22 protein-coding genes are annotated in these 23,547 nt (G+C 42.3%); 3 read left to right on the top strand and 19 right to left on the bottom strand.

Features of this window, described 5'->3' with window-relative positions:
* Positions 1-3: 3 nt before the first annotated feature.
* The 6 genes from ACQW03_RS12960 to ACQW03_RS12935 form a co-directional block, all read right to left on the bottom strand.
* On the bottom strand, positions 4-825 hold the full coding sequence (locus tag ACQW03_RS12960; RefSeq protein WP_013312457.1) for an ABC transporter permease: 822 nt from the start codon (positions 823-825) through the stop codon (positions 4-6).
* 27 nt (positions 826-852) lie between these two features.
* The gene (locus tag ACQW03_RS12955; RefSeq protein ID WP_076292722.1) at positions 853-1,782 is read right to left on the bottom strand and encodes a nucleoside hydrolase; all 930 of its coding nucleotides are present in this window, start codon (positions 1,780-1,782) and stop codon (positions 853-855) included.
* Positions 1,782-2,855 (bottom strand): extracellular solute-binding protein, encoded by a 1,074-nt coding sequence (locus ACQW03_RS12950; RefSeq protein WP_441950038.1) that lies wholly within the window; start codon positions 2,853-2,855, stop codon positions 1,782-1,784. Before ACQW03_RS12950 ends, ACQW03_RS12955 begins: the two co-directional genes overlap by 1 nt.
* A gap of 175 nt (positions 2,856-3,030) precedes the next feature.
* Positions 3,031-3,375 carry a hypothetical protein gene (locus ACQW03_RS12945; protein ID WP_023990832.1) on the bottom strand — a complete coding sequence of 115 codons (345 nt, stop codon included), beginning with the start codon at positions 3,373-3,375 and terminating at the stop codon, positions 3,031-3,033.
* 402 nt (positions 3,376-3,777) lie between these two features.
* A complete protein-coding gene (locus ACQW03_RS12940; RefSeq protein WP_441950036.1) occupies positions 3,778-4,074 on the bottom strand; it encodes a WXG100 family type VII secretion target in 297 nt (98 codons plus the stop codon).
* A 37-nt stretch (positions 4,075-4,111) separates the two neighbouring features.
* The gene (locus tag ACQW03_RS12935) at positions 4,112-5,572 is read right to left on the bottom strand and encodes a lipase family protein (RefSeq protein ID WP_441950034.1); all 1,461 of its coding nucleotides are present in this window, start codon (positions 5,570-5,572) and stop codon (positions 4,112-4,114) included.
* An 80-nt stretch (positions 5,573-5,652) separates the two neighbouring features.
* Here ACQW03_RS12935 and ACQW03_RS12930 point away from each other — a divergent pair, with 80 nt between their 5' ends.
* The gene (locus ACQW03_RS12930; protein ID WP_441950032.1) at positions 5,653-6,000 is read left to right on the top strand and encodes a hypothetical protein; all 348 of its coding nucleotides are present in this window, start codon (positions 5,653-5,655) and stop codon (positions 5,998-6,000) included.
* A 386-nt stretch (positions 6,001-6,386) separates the two neighbouring features.
* On the opposite strand, the gene ACQW03_RS12925 is transcribed toward ACQW03_RS12930, so the two are convergent.
* The 11 genes from ACQW03_RS12925 to ACQW03_RS12875 form a co-directional block, all read right to left on the bottom strand.
* Positions 6,387-6,533, bottom strand: a complete 147-nt coding sequence (locus ACQW03_RS12925; protein WP_441950030.1) for a hypothetical protein — start codon at positions 6,531-6,533, stop codon at positions 6,387-6,389.
* A 28-nt stretch (positions 6,534-6,561) separates the two neighbouring features.
* Positions 6,562-7,956, bottom strand: coding sequence for a hypothetical protein (locus tag ACQW03_RS12920; protein ID WP_441950028.1), 1,395 nt, complete (start codon positions 7,954-7,956; stop codon positions 6,562-6,564).
* A gap of 79 nt (positions 7,957-8,035) precedes the next feature.
* Complete coding sequence (locus tag ACQW03_RS12915; protein WP_441950026.1) at positions 8,036-9,994, bottom strand: DUF4163 domain-containing protein; 1,959 nt, start codon at positions 9,992-9,994, stop codon at positions 8,036-8,038.
* Positions 9,995-10,011: 17 nt separating this feature from the next.
* The gene (locus ACQW03_RS12910) at positions 10,012-11,094 is read right to left on the bottom strand and encodes a hypothetical protein (RefSeq protein ID WP_441950024.1); all 1,083 of its coding nucleotides are present in this window, start codon (positions 11,092-11,094) and stop codon (positions 10,012-10,014) included.
* A 64-nt stretch (positions 11,095-11,158) separates the two neighbouring features.
* Positions 11,159-12,304 carry a hypothetical protein gene (locus tag ACQW03_RS12905; protein WP_441950022.1) on the bottom strand — a complete coding sequence of 382 codons (1,146 nt, stop codon included), beginning with the start codon at positions 12,302-12,304 and terminating at the stop codon, positions 11,159-11,161.
* 24 nt (positions 12,305-12,328) lie between these two features.
* Positions 12,329-13,513 (bottom strand): hypothetical protein, encoded by a 1,185-nt coding sequence (locus ACQW03_RS12900; protein WP_441950020.1) that lies wholly within the window; start codon positions 13,511-13,513, stop codon positions 12,329-12,331.
* A 25-nt stretch (positions 13,514-13,538) separates the two neighbouring features.
* A complete protein-coding gene (locus tag ACQW03_RS12895; protein WP_441952391.1) occupies positions 13,539-14,981 on the bottom strand; it encodes a discoidin domain-containing protein in 1,443 nt (480 codons plus the stop codon).
* A 2-nt stretch (positions 14,982-14,983) separates the two neighbouring features.
* Positions 14,984-17,830 carry a contractile injection system protein, VgrG/Pvc8 family gene (locus tag ACQW03_RS12890; RefSeq protein ID WP_441950018.1) on the bottom strand — a complete coding sequence of 949 codons (2,847 nt, stop codon included), beginning with the start codon at positions 17,828-17,830 and terminating at the stop codon, positions 14,984-14,986.
* Between the two features lie 51 nt (positions 17,831-17,881).
* Positions 17,882-18,259 carry a DUF4280 domain-containing protein gene (locus ACQW03_RS12885; RefSeq protein ID WP_104497673.1) on the bottom strand — a complete coding sequence of 126 codons (378 nt, stop codon included), beginning with the start codon at positions 18,257-18,259 and terminating at the stop codon, positions 17,882-17,884.
* A gap of 2 nt (positions 18,260-18,261) precedes the next feature.
* On the bottom strand, positions 18,262-18,786 hold the full coding sequence (locus ACQW03_RS12880; RefSeq protein WP_441950016.1) for a hypothetical protein: 525 nt from the start codon (positions 18,784-18,786) through the stop codon (positions 18,262-18,264).
* Entirely contained in the window at positions 18,770-19,375 is a 606-nt protein-coding gene (locus ACQW03_RS12875; protein ID WP_441950014.1) for a hypothetical protein, read from the bottom strand. The genes ACQW03_RS12880 and ACQW03_RS12875 overlap by 17 nt, the downstream gene beginning before the upstream one ends.
* A 369-nt stretch (positions 19,376-19,744) precedes the next feature.
* Here ACQW03_RS12875 and ACQW03_RS12870 point away from each other — a divergent pair, with 369 nt between their 5' ends.
* Positions 19,745-20,929 carry a GAF domain-containing sensor histidine kinase gene (locus tag ACQW03_RS12870; protein ID WP_441950012.1) on the top strand — a complete coding sequence of 395 codons (1,185 nt, stop codon included), beginning with the start codon at positions 19,745-19,747 and terminating at the stop codon, positions 20,927-20,929.
* 137 nt (positions 20,930-21,066) lie between these two features.
* Here ACQW03_RS12870 and ACQW03_RS12865 read toward each other — a convergent pair whose 3' ends face one another.
* Positions 21,067-22,023 carry a nucleoside hydrolase gene (locus tag ACQW03_RS12865; RefSeq protein ID WP_441950010.1) on the bottom strand — a complete coding sequence of 319 codons (957 nt, stop codon included), beginning with the start codon at positions 22,021-22,023 and terminating at the stop codon, positions 21,067-21,069.
* A gap of 211 nt (positions 22,024-22,234) precedes the next feature.
* Between ACQW03_RS12865 and ACQW03_RS12860 the strand changes: the two genes are divergently transcribed.
* On the top strand, positions 22,235-22,828 hold the full coding sequence (locus ACQW03_RS12860) for a hypothetical protein (protein ID WP_071643725.1): 594 nt from the start codon (positions 22,235-22,237) through the stop codon (positions 22,826-22,828).
* A gap of 80 nt (positions 22,829-22,908) precedes the next feature.
* Here the strand turns inward: ACQW03_RS12860 and ACQW03_RS12855 are convergent, their stop codons facing one another.
* Complete coding sequence (locus ACQW03_RS12855) at positions 22,909-23,517, bottom strand: pentapeptide repeat-containing protein (protein WP_028540785.1); 609 nt, start codon at positions 23,515-23,517, stop codon at positions 22,909-22,911.
* Positions 23,518-23,547 lie beyond the last annotated feature (30 nt).

The following is a 23,547-nucleotide window of genomic DNA, read 5'->3' as shown; positions in this document are numbered from 1 at the left end:
CACCTACCCCTTCGGATTGAGTTTATGGGCCGCCTTATTTAAGAGACCGACCACGATAAATGTAATAACAATCATAATTGTTGCAATAACAGAAGCTAAAAACCAGTCGTTTAGCGTCATCGCGTTCTGATACAAAAATGTAGCGATAACCCGCTGTTTTCCTCCAAGTAGTGCTGGTGTCGTATATGCAGTCAGGCTGCCCACGAAAACGAGAATGCTTCCAATGATCAGGCCCGGCACAGACAGCGGAAATACAATTTTACGAAATGCGCTGAATCTGGAGGCCCCGAGGCTCTGAGCAGCATGAACAAGATCACCGTCGATATTTTCGAGTACACCAATCAGTGAAATAATCATCAGCGGTAAAAACAAATGAACCAGACCAATAATCATCGCTGCCGGAGTATACAAAATATTCAGCGGCTCATCCACGAGTCCTAAACCGATGAGCACGTTATTTAACAGCCCCTTGCGACCCAGAATGACCATCCAGCTGAATGACCGCACCACCGGACTCGTCAACAAGGGGAAGATAGCCAGCGCTAGCAAAATCCCTTTACGACGCGGGGCCTTTTGCGAAATATAATAAGCCGTCGGGAAGCCGAGTAATACGCACACGAGTGTCGTTACGACACTGACTTCCAGCGTAGTCAGCAATATTTTCAGAAAATAAGGGTCCTTGAAGAAATGGAGATAGCCTTCTAGGGTGAATGAGCTGTTCTGTACGAAGGTCGAACCGATCGTCAACACAATCGGAATGACCATGAACACCGCCAGAAAGAGCAGACCTGGCAGCAGCAGCCAATACAAGTATGTTTTCTTCATGGGTAGCTCCTTGCGGTTATCAAAATGTTATTCCTTATTCAGCACCTGGATAAACAGCTCCAGAAAAGCTTCGCTGTCCACCTGTTCGCACACATTCATATTGGGGCTATGATTGAGGCGGTTCTGTACATCGCCCACTGTTTGTCCGTCACATATGCGACTCGAGGTTTCCACGTCGACATACAACAGCGAGGTATCTACTAACCTCGAATTCAACGCGACACCCACGGCAAGCGGGTCATGAAGCGCACACGCTTTTACCCCGTTGCGTTCTTCATAACGCTTGGTATAAACGGCCGTGCTTTCAGCTACATAATTACGAATTGCTGGGCGGGTCAGACGAGCAATATGATCCACAGTCAGCAGAGCCTTCCGTGTTACATCCAGTCCCACCTGTATCAATCGACCAAATCCTGCATGAAATACGATTCGTGCGGCTTCAGGATCAGCATACATGTTGTACTCCGCTACAGGTGTAATATTGCCGCACCCGTGAATAACACCGCCCATAAAAATGACCTCATGGACGTGATCCGTCAGCTCGGGACACTTCAGTAGCGCCAGTGCCAGATTGGTGAGTGGACCGGTGCAAATGAGCGTCACTTCCCCCGGGTGAGCCATCACGGTATCAATGATGATATCCGGTGCAAAACCTTCGGACGCAGACATGGCTGGTACTACTCCACTCAATGCACCTCCAATGCCGTCTTCTCCATGGACACGGTGCTCGTGCAGACCTTTACGTATTAAGGGAGCCTCTGCCCCCCGATAAACCGGAATATCCGGTCTATCCAAAAGGTCGAGGATTTTGCATGTGTTCAATGTTGCTTGTTTAAGTGAAACATTACCGCATACTGTAGTAATCGCTTGGATATCCAGCTGACCACTTTTGGCCGCTAGTAAAATACCCAACGCATCATCAATGCCCGTATCTACATCTAATATGACCTTTTTCATTATTGTGCAACTTCCCGGTTCCAACGATCTGTCCATGCCTTGATATGATCGTTAACGAACTTCATATCCAGCTTGGTCAGCTTGTTCACTACATCTGCACCGTACGTAATTCCCTCTGTATCCGCACCGGATAGTACCACCTGCGTATTCACCGGGGAATCAACCTTTGCCTTGGCGGATTTTTCTTGAATTTCCTTGCTCAGCTGCCAGTTGATAAATTCCTCAGCCAGCTCCTTCTGGTCGGAGCCTTTCACTACATTAATCGTGTTCATTACTGCGTAAGCACCTTCACTAGGAGCTACAAATTTCGCTCCTGGCACAGCCGCCTGCAAATCTTTGAAGTACATTTCCATGATCGGACCGCCCGCAATTTCCTGTTGACTAAACATGTTCACGAACTCGGACGTTTTACTATAAAACTTAACGATATTCGGACTCAGCTCTTTCAGTTTTCCGAAGGCTTGGTCTTCATTAAACTCCTTACTACCCGCTACTTTGGAGGCTGCATCTACCATCATTGGTCCGGCAGTCGCCGTAATGTTCGGCAGAGTCACGTTTCCTTTGAACTCATTCCCCCACAGGTCAGCCCAAGAGGTCACATTTTTTTTCACCAGCTCCGGATTATAGGCAATACCGAGACGCCCAACTGTATAAGCAGGACCATACTCCTCACCCAGTGGTGCTTTGGCAATGTCATAAATTTGGTTCAGATTCGGCACCTTGCTGCGATCCAGCTTCTCAAACAATCCCTGTTGAATTCCCTGTTGAGCATAATAATCAGACAGATAAATCAGATCGACATCTGTGCTGCCTTGGCTGATTTTGTTCAACCGTTCTGCGTTATTTCCAATTTCGACTACGATGTCAACGTTATGTTCCTTTTCAAAAGGCTCGTACACTTCTTTATTAAAAAAGTCCTCGGAAAAGCCCCATGTTGAAATAACTAGTTTCTTTTTCCCATCAGCTGAGCCATCTTTTCCATCTGTCTGACCGCCAGTAGCATTGCTGCCGCAACCTGCCAGTACCACAGATGCCAAGGTCACAGCCATAAATCCTTTAAACCATTTTTTCATATGAAACTCCCCCTGTTTTTTTATTCTGCACACCTTATGACACAAAAAAGAAAAGTACTCTTGTAAAACAAGAATACTTTTCTTCGTAAACAAAGAATAAGTTGATCCCGCTGCGCGTTATAACAGGTTCTCCCCTCAGATAGATCCGAAGCGAAAAGCCGAATATCCAATTTTATTAGGATTCTTTCAGTATGATGTTCGTAATTGCCCACTGCGTTGCTGCATCATAATCGCGCAGTAAAGCTTCTATATCGAGCTCCATATCCTCAATCAGCTTCTCGCGAAGTCTCTTCTTGTACAGCATGGACATTCGGAAATCCACTTCCAGCTTCAAGCCGGGGGCTTCCACTTCCAATGCTGCCGAGCGTGGAGAACGCCGGTGCTTCGCCACAAAGGTAACAATGTTGTTCTCAACGGTGGCCCGCAGCAGCGTGGTCCCGAAGCCGAACAGTTCCTTTGAAACTTCATTGTAAATCTGGCACATCCGCTTCTTGCTTTCGTTACTGTCGAGCAGCGTCAATGAACCCACCCTCATCAGCATATTACGTACAATCAATCTTTCAACACGATAGATTATACATAAATATACGATAAATAGCAAACAAAAATCCCTAATTCAATAACATATGATGCGAAAAAGCGAACAATATGTCGAACTTTGTAGCTTTTCAACATTTTTACACTTTATTTAACTCATCTCCAAGCTTCCGAACACTGCTATATTCGCTCACAGGATAATTTAAAGTAGACTCCGATAAATCTCTGGCCAAAGGTTTTATCGTCGTCACTCCAGAGGAAATTTTTTTCTTCTACTATATATGTGGTTTTTACTTAAATGCATTTAACCGTACCCCGCGGGAGTCCCCTAGCGATTGTACGGTTTTTTTATGTTATGTAGCTGACTTAATGGTTGAGCCTTACATTACCATTGCGCTGCCCGTTTGCGTTTCTCTTCGCGCCGATCTGCTTCTTCCATTTTACGAATATAACGTTTCAACTGCTCTTTATGCTCGTCCAATTCTTGCATCCGTACCGTGGTTCCTTGGAGAAACGCCTCCATTTTACGTGTTAATTCAGCAGCCGATTCTCCCCGCCAGTCTTGCAGACGACCATATATATTTTTCATCTGCTGCTCCTGATGCTGAAGTCTTTGCTTTAGCTGTTCGCATTGTTGTACAGCCCTCCGCAGATCCCCCAGGCTCAAAGATATTCTACTCATCTCTTTTGCCCCCTGTTGTGTTCTTACAGCTGATCTATTACTGATCCACCATCGTGAATTCCTGACCCTTGCGATCTATATATTCTGCGATCTCCGTAATCGATTCCTGATACCAGCGATTAATCCGATCTAACGTTGCCGTTGCACTATGCGCAATTGGGGTCAAAGACTGACTTTCACTCGTCCCGATATGAGCCTGAAATAACTGGATGGATGCTCGGGTATCGCTAGAGAATCCATGCAGGCTGGAACGCATCTGGTTAGCCGCATGCTTTAGCTCCTCAGGTGTTAATTGAATTGTGCCTGTATTCTTGTTGCCTACAAAATATGCCCCACCATTAACGCGACCATCTTGTTGTCCTGCTCCCATCAAATTCACACCCAGTGCATTAGCAGCAAACTGCCCGAAGGCACCTAATTGTCCACCGTAGCGTTCGACCAAATCGCCCACGACTTCCTTAAGCTCTGCTCGCGCGGCCAGCATCTGCTCGTATGCCTGCACCCGTGGGTTACCTTCTACCAATTGTCCATCCATCGTGTACAGCGGATTGCTGATATTGCCGTTTTTATCAAATGTGAAATGATCCATGCTATGCGTCGCTTCTCCAAATACCGAATTATAGAACTTTGTAATCGGATCTTGCTGCATCATAGGCAACGTAATCGGGACATACACAATGGGAGACCATTTGGGTCCCAAAAAAAAGTTGGCCCACTTACTTTCCCTTCTGACCGGTAATGAAACAGGAACAGTGATTTTGGCTTCATTAGCTGTCTTATAATCATTGTCTATAAAGTAGGTTGTACCCACATGTGGCTGTGCATCATTAACTCCCGAACCGATAGTGTCTTTCGGATTGACATAAGCGACATTCGTCTTTCGAAAATCGCCATTTTCCACCTTCTTTTGAAGATCATCCGGTAATAGATGTACAATGCTTGGTGGATTATAAGCGACTGATGACAGCCCGTTCCGCACCGCCACATATTCTGCCTCCGCTCCTCCCAGAGAATGGCCTGTGGTCGTTATTTCAGCAGAGGGATACTCTTTTTTTACAACATCATATAGATTCTGAGCTTGTGTAAATTGATTATTCTGGTACTTCTCCTCATATTGAAGAAATGCACTTTGCACCTGTGGTGGGAGTTTAGCCACCTCTGCCTTATTATTTTCATAATATTGATGGACTTCTTCCAACGTTTTCGCGCGTCCTCCGACGACATCGCTGAAATCCGTTCCCCAGTCCATCGCCACACTCCACTTGGGTCGATTCGGAGGTTCTGTCCCCCTATAACCGATGATCACCTGATTGGTCTTCTCGTTAAGGAATACAGTCGCATCGAATCCAGAACCGTTCGTATCATGCAGCATAGCCCCTTCAGGCTCAACAATCTTCCAGTCAGGAAGAATTCTGCTTTTAGAATCTTTAGCAGTCAACTCCCGGTCATAAACTTTATCCGCAATGGTCCAGTATGTTTTATCGTTAGTGTAGGTCAAGTTATTCCCACCTTGTCTATTGTGTAAATATATTATAGAGTTATGAAAAAAGGTGATTACCAGAAAAGGAGAATTGTAACTTGAACAGAAAAATCCCACTGATTCTGGCACTTATTTTAATTATTATGTATTTAGGAGGTTGTTCCAGCTTGTCCGACAAAGAGAAAAAAGAATTAGTAGACGTCGCCACTCCCATCGGTGTGGAGTTTATTAAAGAACACTATAATGCCGATTTCATATTAAAGGATTATGCTGTGGATGATCCTGCTGTCCACTCCAGGCTTTATTTGTATGGGTACATTAAAGGCCACGAAGACAACAAAATTACCATCTACTATAATTATAAAACCAAAGAAGTGATCGACGTCTCCGGGCCAGATTGGTTTATCGACAGTGAAGTCCCCAAATACAAGGCCCCTTCTTCCTGAGAAGGGATACTCATCGAGCATTTCACTTTCAACATATTTGTAATCTATGTTAAAGTCTAATTTTTCCCAAATTAAGAAGTAGTATAATTATAGTGCATCCTTTTTGCGAGCGATATAGCCGAGAGGAAAAATAAGTATAAAGTCATTGGATGCAGTATATCTGGTCATAGTACATAGTTTATGTAGAATAGGTCTTTGTAACTGTATGTTAGGAGAAAATTGCATAGATGAACACCATTTTTAATTTGTTGTACTAACGAGTATGCAATGACAAATGTAGTTAATAAAATTCACCTTTACGGCTACATAATAGTGCTAAAAGGGTACAAATCATCACACTCAAATAAGGCTCCTTAGGAGCCTTATTTACTTGTTGCTAAACATACTTAGAGCTCTTCACCTTTGGTGCTATGCTTAGTTACATGAATAAAAGGATATTCGCCTTTGCTTATTTTACGTTTCCATTCTTGAATCATATCTTCTTGGGTAGGCGGTTTCTCGTTTACGATTGCTCCTGTGGTTTCTTTAGCCATACTCTTTATCCTCTCACGATGGATTTAGTTATTGCGTCTTTATCTTTTCTCCAGTCATTTTGATGTTACCATCCATTTCTACCAAACTCGTTTTACATTTTAAACCGATAGCATCCTTCGCGGTCACCTGTATCGTGTTACCCGCATTGAACACCAGGTTCCCGTCAGCTTTTACACGGATATCCTTTTTGCTTCGCAGTTCAATGCCATGGTCATCCAGCAGTCGAATCACCACTTCATCGTCGTTCCCCGTGATTAAAATTTCATTTTTCTCAAAAATAATAGCTTTGCGGTACTTGGTCATAAAGATCTTCGTCGACGGGTCCTTAATAAAGTCACCGCCTTTGGATCTCTTGCGGATCGAGTGAGTTACAATGGCGTCTTTTTCTTTAGAGGTCGGAAAGTAGATATCTACAAAGTCAAACAACTCTGGCATGCAGTACCATCCCGTATTCCCTTCCGATGTATAAAATGTAGCCGTTGGAAAAGCGAAGGTTTCCTTGACGTTCGGCTTGACCTTGTCCATTTCATAAAAGAAAACCTTCACATGATCCTGCTCGATTCCAATGACCTTGGACTTCAATGATATGCCACGAATGCTCTCATTTAAAATCAAATCCTGTTTCATTCCATCCGATGTAGTCAGCACATATTCATGCCACAAGACACTATGCCGTATAAACGCAACAGACTGCAGGACGTATAAGGTTTTCCCTTTGAATTTAACCTCTGCGCCAATATGCAATAGAACATCTTTGGCCCCTGTCGTTTGTACTTTGTAATACAAAAGATTGTCGTCCTTGCTGGCCCCTGGCTTGGCTTTTCTGGTCATCGAGTAGTTATACTGTTTGAGCTCACCTTGATTGACACCATCTGGTAATCCAAAATAAAACTGAGGTTTGTCTCCAATCGGATCAGGTATCAGTCCCCAACCAAGCCGAGACGCTATACGTTTCAGAAACGACCAGTCCGTTTCGTCGAATTGCATCGTAAATTCCTGTAAAAGCTGATCTTTTAAACGGCTCGTACAATTGGCTTTGGGATATGATTTGAGTACATGTTCAAGTAATGCCTGCACCTTCATCTTTACATTTTGAAAGGATTGTCTATGAAGCACTTCATCCAGCTGGCTTGTATAGGAGAGGGCTTCGACGACCAAATAGGCTACATTGGACACCAGCCTGATTCTGAACTGCGTGGCTAATCCCCTAAATAATACAATCTGCTTTTGATCATCATTCACATAAGAAACGACTAACTTAGCCCCTGCCTCCATATGATCTGTGTACTCTTCCATTTGGGCACCCGTTAACACACCTGTCAAAAAGACTTTCACATGCTCATTCATTTTCTGTACAACTTTAACTTTCGGATTTTTAAGAGATAAAACCGTTCCATTATACTTGATGATTGGATATCCCATGTTACCGCTCCCTTTTGCCAGTTAGTTTACGTTTATCCGTTGTTTGCTTACGTATTGAATGACATCTTTAATGGTTTGATTATGCTCCTGCCTGATCCAATGCAGGGAGCGTGGTAAAGGTTTTATTTTTTTTCTGAAAATATATGTCCGCTATAGGAAATTCATCAACTCTACCAGGTCCATGAATCCCGTTGTCAACATCGGCAATGACGATAACATCCTTCAATCCATCCTTATTCACATCCTTAAAGACCACTGCTTCTACACCTCCGTAACGTGCAACCCACTCACGGTTCCCGTAGAAATCGGGGAATGGATACAGAATATGTCCTTGGTCATCCAATAGGAAGAAAAAGAATTTACGAAGACCTTCCGGATACCCATATGTGGATACAAACCGAACTTTTCCAAAACCTTCGAGAGTAGTGTGAGAAGACTGCGACTCTTCAATTTCATATTGATCTGTATCCAATTTTTCACCGCCACTAGCGGAAACAGACTGATCCACAACAGGACTTAGCTCACTCCATAGTTCCTTATTTTGCTTGATATTATCTGGAATTTGCCCAAAACGAATCTCATACTCCGCATGGTCCCCTACCACATGAGCCATAGGTACACTCATCCCCAACGAATCATTTGTGAGATAACTAAATGTATCTAATGCTGACTCCTCAGTCGATCCTTTTGTTAGGTCTGCACTTGTTAACGATTGAATCAACTCATCTTGTGTAAAACCACCGATTAAGCCTTTTTGCTCCGGTTGTACATCTGTAATTTCCCCATTTTTTAAAAGCTCTAACAAAGGTTTCTCGATCTTTATCAGATCACTCAATCTTAATTTTGAAGCCTGCTTCATATCCAAGTTGGTCGTATAGAAAATATGATTAGGATAGGCTGCGCTCTTCACATAACGAACACCCGTATATTGAACACTCAAGAACCGTTCACTTTGCCGTTTAATTTCATAATCAATCTCTACATGAGCTTCAGTACCAGAATCGACATATTCGTGTAATCCTTTTACAGCTTCGGTCTTAAGAATTTGGTTTAAAGATTTTTGCTTTACAGTATCCTTGAGTTTTGTAATTTGAGGATATTTAATAATGATCCCATTTTCCGAATATTTCGCTTGAATGAGTTCGTAGCTTTGCTGTTCAATATGAGTATTTGAGGTGATGTTATATTCAGAATCAATATGGACTTCCCCGCTTTTGGAGAACTCAATGCTAATGTTCTGTTCAGAATCATCACTGTTTATTAAGAAACCATCGTCGTGGTCTAAAACCTCGATACTCACGCTATCATGTTGTCGATTCTCGAGAATAATAGGCTCATCCATATCCTTGTTCAGCTCCCACGCATCCGGGAGCTTCATCTTACCCACATCTATACTTTTCTGCGTCCACTTTTGTCCAGACAACTCCCACAAATCAACAAATACGGGGTCTGGATGATATATGGAGACATGTCCCCCTAACCACAACTGTATTCCTTGGTCTGAATCTCGAACCACAAAATCTGTAGCCAATTCTGGCCCGCCATCCTCAATCATCTGGGCGTGTACAAGCTGCTTCGTACTCCACCACTGAATAAATGTGTATTTATCTCCGATCGTACCTGTCACCGTTTTAGGTGCTCTATAATTCATAACTCTAACGTTTAGCTGCCCACTTTTTAACTGAAACGATTTTGTTAAGATAGTGAGATTGTTATCGAACTTTTCTACTAATTCTCCATCCTTCATCTCTACACTTTTTGGCTCGTTTAACAACAAATTAAATTCCTGTGTGAACTCCTCAAGCTTGTTTTGTCTGATATCAGAATCCATATTCTCATCGTTGACTATACGAAGTTTTTGAACTAATGCATCCAACTTTTTCGAATAGGAAATCGTTTTGGCTTCATTTTGGAGAACAAGCGCATAATTTGTTGCTGCTTTTGAAGAATCATTTCCCTTCGTACATCCGTTCAGTACCACGAAGGAAAATAACAATAACAGGACGAAACATATACGACCGCCCTTGAAGTGACTCATGCTGGATATCACACTCTCTACGATTTATCGTTTGACTCTATGCTCATAATCCTCCACTTGCCTGACTGTTTTTCTAATGTAAATACAAGTCCTTGGTTTGATTCCCCTTCTTCTGAGTTACTCTTTACCAAAAATGCCCGCTGATCAGCCTTAATAGCAATCTCTTTTATATTCAGATCTAATCTCGTATAGTCCATAGTTGAAAAATCTATGATATCTTCAAAAAAATTATTTTTCGGGTTTTCTGACAAAGCTGTGAATTCCGCCATTTCGGGCAAGTGTATCAAGAAGCGATTCATAAGATAATGATCTTCCAAATAATTTTGGATAATATCTTTAGGAATCGTAGGGTATACAAATTTTTTATCTTTATTTCCATATAATACTTCTGATCTTTCTGGTCCAGTCCTGTCAAATTTCTGATACGTCATGATTGTATGTTGTTGAGTATCCTGAAAACGGTAATAACTCACATCCTCAAAAACACTATCTTTATTAATATCCTCCAGCTTCCTGATTCCTTGCCCTGTTGCTTCTGGATAACTGTAATTCAGGTTATTAATTTGGTTATGTTCCAAAGCAAATATAGAGAAGCCTTCTGCCTCATTCACTTCGCTAGTGGAATATACCACGATAAATTTTTGTTCTGTTTGATCCAACTTCATGATCTTCACATCTTTATTAAGATGCACAACCATAACTGGGTCCTTTAATTTATCAATGATGTGATAACCAGCATCCTCCCGGACTACAAATATGTCGTCAATTTTCTCTTTTTCTAATCCAAAAACAAGCACGTATTCCAGCTTTCCATCACGATCCAAATCTTCTTTTAATATTTTTTGAATATGCTCACCTTGGGGTTGAATTTTATTTATAAACTGATCCAATGTGTCAGAATCTGTAGCGCGAGCACTACTTCTTTTATTTATTGGAGTAACAATATTGCTATTTTGATCTAGTTCTTGAGCAGCAGGCTCTGGTTCAGTCACAGCTTTTTGCTCTACCACTTGAGTGCTAGGTTTGATGGGATCAACTGCCTGCTGCTTCTCATTCGTAGATTTTTCCGAACATCCATTCAATAGCAGGCTAAATAACAATATTAAAGATAGTATTCTATTTTGTTTTATAAAGTTGATTCAAAAAACTCCTCTCTTACATTGTTCATTGCATGTTTATACGTTGTTTACTTACATATTGAATGACATTTTGAAGTGTTCGATTGTGGCCTGTTTGATTGATATTATTATCCAATTCAGGCAGGGTAGTGTATGTGTTGTCCTTTTTCTGAAAGTAAATACCCGCAACAGGGTGAGTCTCTATTCCATGTGCATTAACCCCGGTGATATAATCCGCAATTATGACAATGTCCGTACGCCCATCCTGATTTAAATCCTTAAAGCTTACTGCTTTAATCCTGTCAATCATCCTACCGTTGTTACCATAAAATTCGGGGAATTCGTATAGTATCTTCTTTTCCACATATTTGTCATTGTTAACTTCCAAAAAAAACTTTGCTTGTATCAGATCATTCGTACCCTCATCTTTTAATGTAGATACAAACCTTACTTTCCCCCACCCATTAAGAGAAGTGATAAAAGATTGTCCTTCTTGAATAGTATATGGTTCCAGATTAGGGTCGGGCTGAGCATCTTCTTCTACATAATCTGCGCTACGTTGCTGTTTTATGGATTTTTCCATGTTGTAATCAATGGAAATATTATATACATTTTCCTTTTTAGTGTCCCACAGAATCCTCAAATGCAAGCCGTTTTTGGAGTAGAGCAGACTCCCATTTGTTACAATACTCGGTTTGCCGTAGAGCTGTAGTACTTTGCCAAGGGTATCACCGATCTTCAATCCTCTTTTTGTTTTAAACTTGGGACTTTCCAAGCTCACAGCTACTAGATAACTTTCACCATCCACCAATTCCTCACCTTCAAGCTCAATCTTAGATAACACTACAAATCTTATTTCTGGGTCCACGTAGTTAGGATAAGACAAGTTCCACCTTCTGTAAGCCCCGTTTCCACTAATAAATCCTCGATTGGAACTATCATATCCCTCACCATAACCCAACTTATGAATAAGTTCTTTAATGTCTGTTATTTTATCAATCTTGTGTGATCGATATGAAATTTCAAAGTCCTCTTCCTGAAGGGGCTTCGGATCGGCAGATACAATCTTCTCAGCTATTTCCTGTCCTGACTTAGCTTGAGTGGGTACTTCATGATTGTCGGTTTTAACAACTGCAGAGCTACACGCTGTTAGCCAGAAAATGATTACAATGATTACAATTAGCTTGCGCATTTCTTTTCCTCATTTCAAAAACTATCAGTTGCCTGTTATTGTCCATTCTCCATTAGAAACGCCTCTCGAATCTTGCGCATTGCGTTGAGCCTTAAATGTATAAGCAGGTAGCTTTATCCCTTCCGATCTGACAATTTCTTGAGCCTTACTTTTATTAATACTTGATATATATAGTTCATAATTATCGGCTTCATTATTACTAAGTTTATTATATAGTTTCTCTACGCTTGTTCCCCACGTGCCATTTCCAGCATATGGTCCGAGTTCTACTACTTTTCGGTTCATCCTGACGATTGGGGTTTTCCAGTTGCAATATTGAAATAAAGTCCCATTACCAGTGATTCCAGGTGATTTATTGTTTTTAGCTACTGCTTTTCTAAAATCCTCGCCATAGTAAATATATCCCAATAGTTTTCCGAATATTAAACTGTTGGCTTTCATTAAATCTTTGGCATAATCAGTTTCAGCACCATGTTGTCCATCTGCTGCTCGATTTGAACTGCTAGTATTGAAGCTTCCTGTTCCTTCCTGAATAATGATAGCTAACAAAAGCCGTGGATCAATCTGAATATCATATGCTTCTTGTATCTTTTTTGTAGCTTCCCACAAACTATGCAGCTTTTCCTGATTCCATTTTAATTTTGTAAAATTTAATGAATACTTTTTGAAGAGTTTCTCTGCTTTAGAGTTACCATTGTACTGGAATTCAGCAGGTATCCATTTTCCAGTCGGAGTCTTTACATTTTTTGTAGGTTCATCCTTTGATTCGTTCGTAACTGGTTCTTTTGGTGGTTCTTTAATGCTTTTATCAATCACACCCAGTTTCTCTCGTATAGCTCGTCCCGCCTTCTCAGCAGCTAGCTTTTCTTTGATATTCCCGCTTGCCTCAGCAGCCATCCAACGAATTGTTTCTTTTTGCATTTGCTCTTGAGCCCATTTGGGGAACGTAGCCATTTCGCGTAGTTTGCTTCGCAGTCCCTCTGCTAGCTTTTGCGCTTTACGCATGCCAACCTCGTCACCGTTGGCTTGAGCGATGTACCAATCCTCTTTGTATTTACGCATCCAGGTCTGTGCCCAATCAGGATAATTCAGTTTCTGTTTCTTCTGCTCTGCTACCAAGTCAAAAGCCTTTGCTTTCCTGTGCGCATTAGCGGTTGCTAAAGCTTTCAACATAGGTGTTGCACCAAACGTTGGCTCTTTCCACTTCATAGGCTATCTCCCTTTTGTAAGAATGCTAGAAAAGCCGTACATCGGATATACATGTATCCTGATATTTCGTTCCACGTTCAACTGATAAAATAGTAAGTTTAATAAATGAGGTATTAATAGGCTCTTTAAATTTCTTACGTGTGTTAAAATCATTCATTTCTAGAGAAGAACCATCTGAGAATTCCAGTTTTAGTTTTTGAACTCTGTTATTCTCCCGATAACTTTTCTCAGATTTAGCATATCCGTTAATCAACTCGATCCCCTTTACCATCTGTAATGACCCGAGATCTAACAGTATAGTTTCCCCTTCCCCGTTGCCTTTCACACCTTCACACCATGCAGTAGATGTATCTCCATCCAACAGATTTTTGGCATCATAAGTCTGCGTGCCTTTACTTGGCAGAATAGATGAAGCTTTAATTTGATGCACTTTTATTTCACTATCATATTTAGAAAAATCATTAGCAGTATAAAACCACTGCACAGGCGTTGCTGTATTCCCATTAATTGTAGTGATAGATGCGGCTTTACTTTCTAAACCTGTATTTATATTCAGTTTATAATTAGACGGCAAGTCTAACTTCTCAAACCATAGCTCCAACCCATCACGAGACATTAAGGGTCGTTCCATCCCTTTGCCTAAAAGGTGCTCCTCTCCATTATTTAAATTTAACAAGTACGTTTTATTTACAGACATGGAGTCAATAGAATAGATTAATTGATTCTTCTGAGCCCATTGATTGACTATTGCCATACCAGAATCTATATGGATTTTCTTAATGGTTCTATAATTTGATACATCAAATATGACAATATTCTGCTGGCTGTTGGTAAAACAAAACTGGGTACTGTCTGGAGAAAATTGTCCTTGATGAATGTCATCTATATCTATAGAACTTCCATCTAACTGAATAGCTGTTGATTGATTAGTTAACGTGTCATATATATACGCTTTGTCTTTATCCTCATATAAATACTTGGTTAAATCAGACGAAATTACTGGATGGTTATAAGGCAGCTTAAATTCATGTACTTTGTTACCCGAATCCAAATCATAAATCTGTACTATTAATCTCGCTTCTTCAAATAAATCTAATACGAATGCGATTTGACTCCCATCTTCTTGGATTCTCCCTACATTTACATAAGAATCTCGATATTTCTCTTTATCCTCCTTCGACTGTAGGAGACTAATCAATTTCTCGGCACTTAAGAACCGTTCAACTTTTGAGCCTTCCAGCTGAACTAAAAATTCTGCTGGATCTTCTTTGCCTTCTTCTACGGTTAAAGCCCATTCTTTCTTGCTATTCTCTTTAACAAGCTCCGTTTTATCATTTTTATTAGCTGATTCCACCACTTCTGAAGTCATATCTACCGTTTTTGAAGAAAAGGGAGTAGAGGTTTTTTGAGAAGCATTACATGCTGACAACACGATTAAAAAAAGAATGATTAATATGTTTCTGATCATCTTCACTTTGATCTATCCTTCCGATCAAGAATAGCTAGTCCTGTTACAGGATTAGGTCTTTCATCCAATGAATTCTTCACCACACCTACTGAACTCAAAAATCTTACATACTCGTCTTTATGGACTGTAATACAAGCTGTCGAAGTCGGTTTACCTTTAGTATCTTTATTGTAGCCCTTGTGTATATTTACGCCTTCTGCTGTGGTATCCTTTTTTTGGCTTCCTTTGGTTGCTGGAACTGCTGCACCATCCCGAATACGCAAAGCAGGATAAGACCCCCGATGCAACCCCCCTACAAACTCATACACTCCATCTTTAACAGTTTTATCCTTGCTCTCATAATCAGGAAGTGTGCTGGCGTTTTTGCTTGTATACTTAATTTCGCCATCTATCACCACAATTGCCACAGCTCCATATCGACCTTCCGGGTGATCTTCTTGTTTATAACTATACGAACCGTCTCCTTCAAAGAAAAACACGAGCGGTGCTTTACGGTTCGAGGACAGTTTCTTTTGAATGATACTGTTATTCGTGTAATCGTTTATTCTGTACAGAGCTCGAGCCTGATTACCTTTTATACCTTTATTACTTATATAGTTTTCAATCTTTTTCACCACTACCAATCCATCTTTATAATCCTCAGGATCTAATGGCTTTGGTTCCTCCTTCTGCGGCTTTTCAGGGGTAGTCGGCGTCTTCTTACCCGGTTCCGTTTTCGTTGTTGGAACAGTCGGCGTTGCAGCCTTGCTAACCTTGGGCCATGGAAGAACGCCATTGGCTACTTGATGCAGGTACACTGCGAGCACATCACGGCCGTAGCCCTTATTGTCCAAGCCGTATTTCTTCGCAAAATCCTGCAATGCGGCGTTAAGCTCCTTATCCCAATCGCCTGTTGTTGGAAGCTTGTACGAGAAGCTGTCTGGATACTTCTTGGCAAGCTTGTTCAAATTCTCCCTGGCAAGCTGGCTGTTCACGCCATACTTACTCCGCAGAGCAGCTGCTTCCTTGGCTAGAGCCTTTTGATCAGCAACGGTCAGCTTATGGGCCGCATCTGCGTATTGTCCAGACAGCTCCTCCAACCGATTCGCATCGAGATAGGAGTTGGCAGAATGCCCACGAATCAGTTCGTTGATTAGCACATTGTCACGCAGCTGGTTTGCGAGAAGATGCATCTGCTTTTGCTTGGCCTTGTCGTTTGCGCTGTGCGCTTCCCACCACTGGGACGTGTATTGGTGCATTTGCGCTCTGGCCCAGGCGGGCATACGATCTATTTCTGCCACCTGCTGACGCAATTGCTTGGCCTTGGCCGCTGCTTCCTTGGCCCCCTTTTGGTCTCCGGCTGCCACGGCCTTGTAGTAGTCCGTTTTATATTGAAGCAGCAAGTCCTGTACCCATTGCGGATACCCCTTCCCTTTCAATTCTTGAACTAGGGATTTATAGGCTTTCAGCTCTGCATCTGGCACCTGATTTTTCATGAACTTACTAGCCTTGATATGAAGCGTTCCATCGGTTCGGATATGACTGGTTTTGCACGTCAGAGATATTTCGCGAGTAGCGGTCATCTGTACCTTTTTGCCATGCAGCACTAGATCTGTATCGGCGTGAAAGGTAAGATCGTGATGACTATACACGTGAATGCCGGAAGCAGGATTTAAGCGTACAAGTATCTTTTCTTTTTGGGTGGAAAGTGCTACCTCTTTGTCATCGAATCTCGCCACTTTTTGAGTTTTGGTATGAAACAGCTTTCTTGACGGCTTGCTGATTTCATCTCCTTTGTAGTCTCTCTTACGCAGGGATTGAACCACACGAGCTTCCTTTTCTTTGTTAGAAGGTAAATACAAATGAACATGATCCCCTAACTCAGGCATGCAATGCCAACCGATTCCATCACTGGTATACATGGTGGGGTAAGAAAACCAGCAACCCTCAACTATGGGCTGCACAGAGTCCACGGACAAGTGAAGTTTAACGGATTCATTTTCACCATCTAACTCAATGACTTTCCCTTCAATAGAGGTACCTTTGATAAACGGGTTATGTATAACCTCCCTCGGAATACCTGCTTCCGGAACGAGAACGTAGCCATATGTCATGATGCCTTGCTTCATCTCTGCATGAATCTGATCAATAACCCAATGCTTTCGTTGAAACACGACGACATCTCCAAGTTCAAAACGCTTCGTATCCTCCACTTCAGCATATGTATATTCTGGACCTGACTTTGTTTTTTGGAGGGAAAAGTTAATGCTGCGCAGTTCACCTTTCACCTGTTCTTTCGAGGTACCTAACCATAGTCTCGGGAACACGGATGTAATCTCGGCAATGAGTCCAGCTTGCAGATGAGAGGCCATTCTTTTTAAAAATTCCCAATCACTCTCCCCATACTGAATAATAAAGCCGTCCAGTTTTCTGTCGCTGTCCGTCAGGTCAATAAAATCCCCGTGTGGATAGGCATCTATAAGTTCGCGGAACAGTTGATAATACGTCAAGTTGCTATTTTGAAAAGAACGGTTTTTCTGTTGTTGATCCATTAGATATGTAAAAGAGGCAGCCTCTATGTACATGTGATATACGCCATTCTTGAATGCAATTCTAATATTGGTGACGATTCCTTTAAAAATGCTAACTGTCCCTCGGTCTTCATCCGTCTCATATACCTCTAGCACATCCTCATCATGCGCTAAACCGTCATACTTCGCATGATCCTCATCCGGTATGAGAGCAGTAATGTACACCTTACCGTGCTCATTTATCTTCTGTGTCAATTCAAAATCAAGCAGCCTGATAATTTCATACGGTGCATTCACTCTAATATTTCCATAAGTCAGCACAGTTCCTGCCAGTCCCATCTTACTCCCCCCGTTTGCTTTTCATGTGATGCAAATCCTACAATCTGCTAACTATTCCTGCCCGTCTGTGGAGAACGAGATTTTTCCACACCACATGCATAAGTTCGTGGAGCAGCTCATAAGAGCCGGAGATTGATCTACGTATACATCCTTTTTCCCATTCAACCAAGGCATAGAAACGCTCGGTTTGCAGGGCTGCGGAATGATTTTTCCGGAATTTCCTTTGTTAGCAGAAGAGACTGCAGGATTATGCATACTACGGCACATTCCGAAAGAAGGGATATGCGTCTGCGGGTGAAAATCCTGAATATTCCCTTGCAGTTTGTCGCCAATACTAATCCCCCTGTTAGCTGAAACACTAAATCTTTCCGTATGACTTCCATAGCTGCAATGTATCTGTGCCCCGTCCACTACATAGCTCTCACTCATTCTTAGACTCTCCTTTGTATAGATGGCCCCTCTGTATCGACCTTTTGTAATTTCAAGCCTGCCAGATTGAACTTCAAAATACATTCAGCCACATCGAGGTCTACAATAATATGATGATTGGCATCCTGAATCCTGAATATTTTATGATTCTCCACTGCATGTTCATCTAGAATGATTTTCTTCAGTGTACCGTCCCTATGATATTCACTACATGGTGATAAACACATCAGGCTAGGCAAATTTGCTAGCCAATACCTTGTTTGCTGCATTCTCAGCATATCGGCTAAAACAACCAACTTCCAGCTTAATCCGGATTGATATATATCAAAGATTTCCTTTAGTTGTTCAGAAACGATGGATACCGGATGCTCTATAAAATCAATATAGTCCGCATCACCTGATACATAAAATTGTAAAATAGATTCTTCATCAGTACATGATGAGCTTTCTGCCCATTCCAATAACTGCCTTCGATTCGTCTCGACTGGATACATATACTCCGTAATACGATTATCCTGTTGAATCATGTAGTACTCCATAAGCTGTTGAATACACCACCTCACTGATTCCTTTATACTCCCCTATTCTTACTTCCAATTCGTCCTCGCATTTCAACGCCTTGAATTCAGGTAAATGTACAGCCTGCTGAATAGCATCTTTCGCTAATTTCAGAATATATTTATGAAATTCCCCTGCAGCCTGGAGTACAAATCGCTCCACATCAGGCTGAAAAATCTTATTCATATAGGGTTTTCGAAGCTGATTCAATTCACCCTCCACTTCTGCTAAAAAGCGGAATACCCAGCCTGCATCATAGATTCCATAACAAGGTTGAGGATCAAAGAACCAATTTTTATCATAGGCTTCGACGACATAGTTATAGTTGCGATCCATCAGATACGTGCGCCTCATAGAATAAGTAATGTATCCGATCCTTGTCTTGGCCACTTCTGCGGAATGGGCTTGCAGGCAGATCGATTGAAAGGATTGAATAAAAGAAAAAATGAGCTCATCTTTTCTTTGTTCATACAAATACGCTGCTTGATGTAATTTCTGGTTCAATACATCTTCCGCATAGGTCTTATGGAAGTGTTCTAGGGCTTCCAGTCTATTCATAATTCCACCTCTGAACCTATTATATAGAATATTTACATGATATTACTGGTCCTATCCTCCTATTTTATTACACAATTTTCATATGATGAGATTGCCAACGAATGTATAAAAAGCCAAAAAAATAATTAGATAATTTCATGAATGTGTATTCGCATACACCAAACTCTCAAAAAAACCTCCTCACTAGACCTAAGAAATGAAGGTTTGCGCAAGCGAATAGGTAAATGGAAGTAGAAAGATCGGTTTATAATGAAATAATCATGTATAATTAATGATACGCTCCAAAAACACATTCAGAGGATCGGGAATGGGATACACAAACTGCTAGAGTTTTGGATAACCACCACTTTGCATCAGGATTGGAGATACATGATTACTTCACCTACAGGTTTTTATAATAGTATTCAAGAGGCTACCGCGCATGTCATTGATGTGCTAAGTGGTATTTTACATGTAAACACCATTTTTATTGCCGCTAATGACGGCATTACGAATGTGATTGTAGATTCATTTAACCGGGAAGAGGTGCTCGTTAAGGAAGGAGATGTGCTCCCTTTCGAGCTTAGCTATTGTAGTCTGGTGTTGGACCATCCTGCGGATCACCTCACGATTACAGAAACGACGATTCACCCGCACACATGCAATTTAGATGTGACTAAAACCATTGGAAACCACTCGTTTACAGGAATCCCTATTCGCATGAAAAATGGTCAGGCTTACGGAACCATTTGTATCTTGGACGCGCCATCTGTACATTTGACAGAATCCGAACTGAAGGCCCTTCAGGCTATGGCTGTATTTCTGGGCTATGTGGTGGAACTGGAGAAAGACAAGCTAGATGCTGAAATCTCTTCTATGAGCAAGCTGGATTTGATATCTTCCCTGAGTAATAAAATTCGGTTTTCGCTAACCGAAATATGGGGAGCCACCGATCTCATGCTGACGACGGAGTTAACAGAGGAACAACAGCAATATATGAGCATCATGGAGTCGAGCAGTCGCTCGCTCATGACGTTGTTGAGTAATATTTTGGATTACAGCACTATGGAGTCTAGGCAGATTGATGATATTGAAGACCCGTTTGATCTGAGAACGATGATGGAAAATGTATTGAGCCTGTATACAGAGGTAGCCGCGCAGCGGAATCTAGAGTTGAAGCTCGACTGGAATCTCACCAGCTCGCCTATTTTTATCGGGGATGAGTCTAAAATTCGCCGTATGCTGATTAATTTGGTAGATAATGCAGTGAAGTTTACAAGCACAGGAGCTGTCACTTTATCTGCAACCACCCAATCCGTGACCGATGCACCTGAGGTTGAACTGGAATTAAAGGTGAAGGATACCGGAGTCGGTATATCTCCAAATAAATTAAAATTGTGGCTTGAACATGACCGGGGGTATTCGCCCTCATATGGTAATCCAGGCTTGGGTTGGCAGATTACCAAACATCTATTAAAACGAATGAAGGGTAAGATGACAGGGATCAGTGAACCTGGTAGCGGCACAGAGATAACGCTCCAGTTCACCCTGAAAATATATCAGGAATCTGCCTGAAACAGAGATTAGCTTGTGATATATAGAGAATCATGTAATAGAAGCCCGTGACGCATAATGTCACGGGCTTTATGTTATGAGTACGTATCACTAGGCAGTATTATCGCCCTATGCCGTACGTTTGTGCATAGCCAGACTTAGTAACGTTTGGGAGCAGCTAGCTTGGCCAAATCCGCCATATACGTAAAGAAGGCTTCTGGATCTGTATCATATACCAGGTTCACAGGACGTCCATCTGCCTGTTCCACTGTTCTGCCCTGACTTGGTCCTTCTGCGATAACGCTGCAATGCACCGTCTTTTTCTTGACAATGTCCGGGCGTCCTACGGATGCAGTGGTCAGCACATCCCACAAGTAGTAGGTTGAGTTCGTTTCGCTATAAACGAGCGGCGGACATCCTGCATAGCAATTGCCCAAGAAATCCACGCCCTCATATCGGCGCTCGGCAGCCCAACGATTGCGTACTGCTGGAGTTAATGGCACTTTGCTTGTGCTTTCCAGCGCTACCAGATCAATCGTGATGCCGCTTTGCCACACCCGATATGCCGCTTCTGGGTCCCAGAATACATTCCACTCTGCTGTGCCGTCATGCTCCGGCTCTTCCACATTCCCTTTTTCAAAGGTGCCGCCCATCCATACCAGCTTTTCAATCTTTGCTTCAATATCCGGTGCTTCATCCAGCGCTCGCGCCAGATCGGTTAGCGGTCCAGTGAATAGCAACAGCGTCTTACCTTCAGCTCCGCGTACCTTTTCGATCAGATGCTGATGAGCTGGCAGGGATGAAAGCGGTGCTTCTATACGCCCTGATTCATTCAGTACGGGTAATGCATCCACATAGAAGGAATGTAAACGCCAAGCGGCAGGAAACGGATTTTTACCGCGTGAATTAGACTTTGCGACTTCCACAGGCCCTTTATTTTGTCCAAAACGATCAATAATTTTACGGCTGGCATCCGTTGCAGGCTCCAGGTAACCATCTGCTGGAATCACCGATACTCCGGTCAAATGAACCTGCTCCATCTGAAGCAGCATAAAAAGGGATACTAGATCATCCACTCCACCATCATGATTAAAATAAACGTTTGTCTGACTCATCTGTCTCTTCCTTCCTTTATCCCCGTAAAACAGGCTTGTTCTTATCGGCAACCATCCTTCATTATGCCTGATCGCTTCACAGGAGTAAATGTGGGATAGTGCGTGAATCAGGGATTTTTTGCTTACTCCATGCTTAAGAAAGGTAGAAATGTGTGTAATAACAGGGTAGAATCATGGGTCCTAATCGGAAGCGTATGAAGGAGAGATGCATATGACAGCCCGAACAATAGAAGAGTTGGAGCAGATCCGTAAAGAATGTAAATCCATGGTGACGAAAAGGGCTGCGGCCTCAGGTGGAGCGGTATTAGTTCCAGTTCCTGGGGCTGACGTTCTTGCTGATGTTGGCATTTTGATGCAGCTACTGCCAGCTATTAATGGCAAATTCGGATTATCTGAGAAGCAGCTGGAAGGTCTGGACGCAGAAACAAAATCCATGGTGTATGGTTTTATCACCTCGATTGGCAGCAAGCTGATCGGGCGACTCATTACCCGTGAAGTCATCGTGCAGATTTTGCAAAAAATGGGCATTCGTATCGCTACCAAGCAGGTTAGCAAGTTTGTCCCTCTTCTGGGGCAAGGGCTAGCCGCGGCAATTGGCTTTACTGCTATGCGAACCATTGGTAATCGGCATGTCGATCAATGTTATGAAGTAGCCAAACGCTTGCTGGAGCAGCGAACTGCCGCAGATATCGCGCGCAACTGGACGGTTCCACAGCAACCGCTAGAGCCTGTGGGAATTGATCATTTGCCAAACCGGGACCCGGAAGCAGCAATTCCACTACTGCCGGCATCCACTAAAGATTAAGTCTTTCAAATTCAAGTCAACCATCCATTTCACCCACACGGGGTACTGCAGATCGAGACAGCTCTTGTATCCCGTGCTTTTTAGCCTTCCACCTTGGCACCATAGGAGCGGGCCACCGCTACTGCCTGCTCGATATCCAGCTTGGCTCCAGTGATGTCCAGATCTTTAAAATTCACACCATCCATCTTCGCACCGCGCAGGTCTGTTCCTTGAAGATGGGCTTTGTGCAGTCTTACTCGGGTAAGATCCGCCTCCCGTAAATCTGCTTTTTCCAAATTGCATTCGGATAAGTCAGCTTCCTTGAATCGTATTTTTCGCAAATCTTGTTTTCTTAAATCTGCATGACGCAAATTCGTATAAGACCAGTCTCCGCCCGTAATTGTGATACCATCCATATTCGCCCCTGCAAAATCTGAACCTACCAGCTTGCAGTTATCAAACCGGACTACAAACAGATTGGCGCTGGTGAACAAACAATTGGTAAAAGCCGACTCCTTGTAGTGAGATGCATTCAGAATGGCTCCGGTAAAATCACAGTCCACAAAAGTACAGCCTTCCACGAGGGACTCATTCATCTCCACACCCCGAAAGCGACATCGGGTAAACTCGCAATTTCTCCACTCGCCTTCTCTGGCATCCATTGATCCAAAATCACGGGCTTCATAGACCTCATCTGTATAAAAGAACATGTTCTCTCTCCTATTCCTTATTCCTTATAT

The sequence above is a fragment of the Paenibacillus sp. DRB1-1 genome, from assembly GCF_052119485.1.
In the GTDB taxonomy this organism is placed as follows: Bacteria; Bacillota; Bacilli; order Paenibacillales; family Paenibacillaceae; genus Paenibacillus; species Paenibacillus polymyxa_B.
The sequence above is the reverse complement of the archived record's forward strand: the minus strand, read 5'-3'. Positions and strand labels throughout refer to the sequence as shown.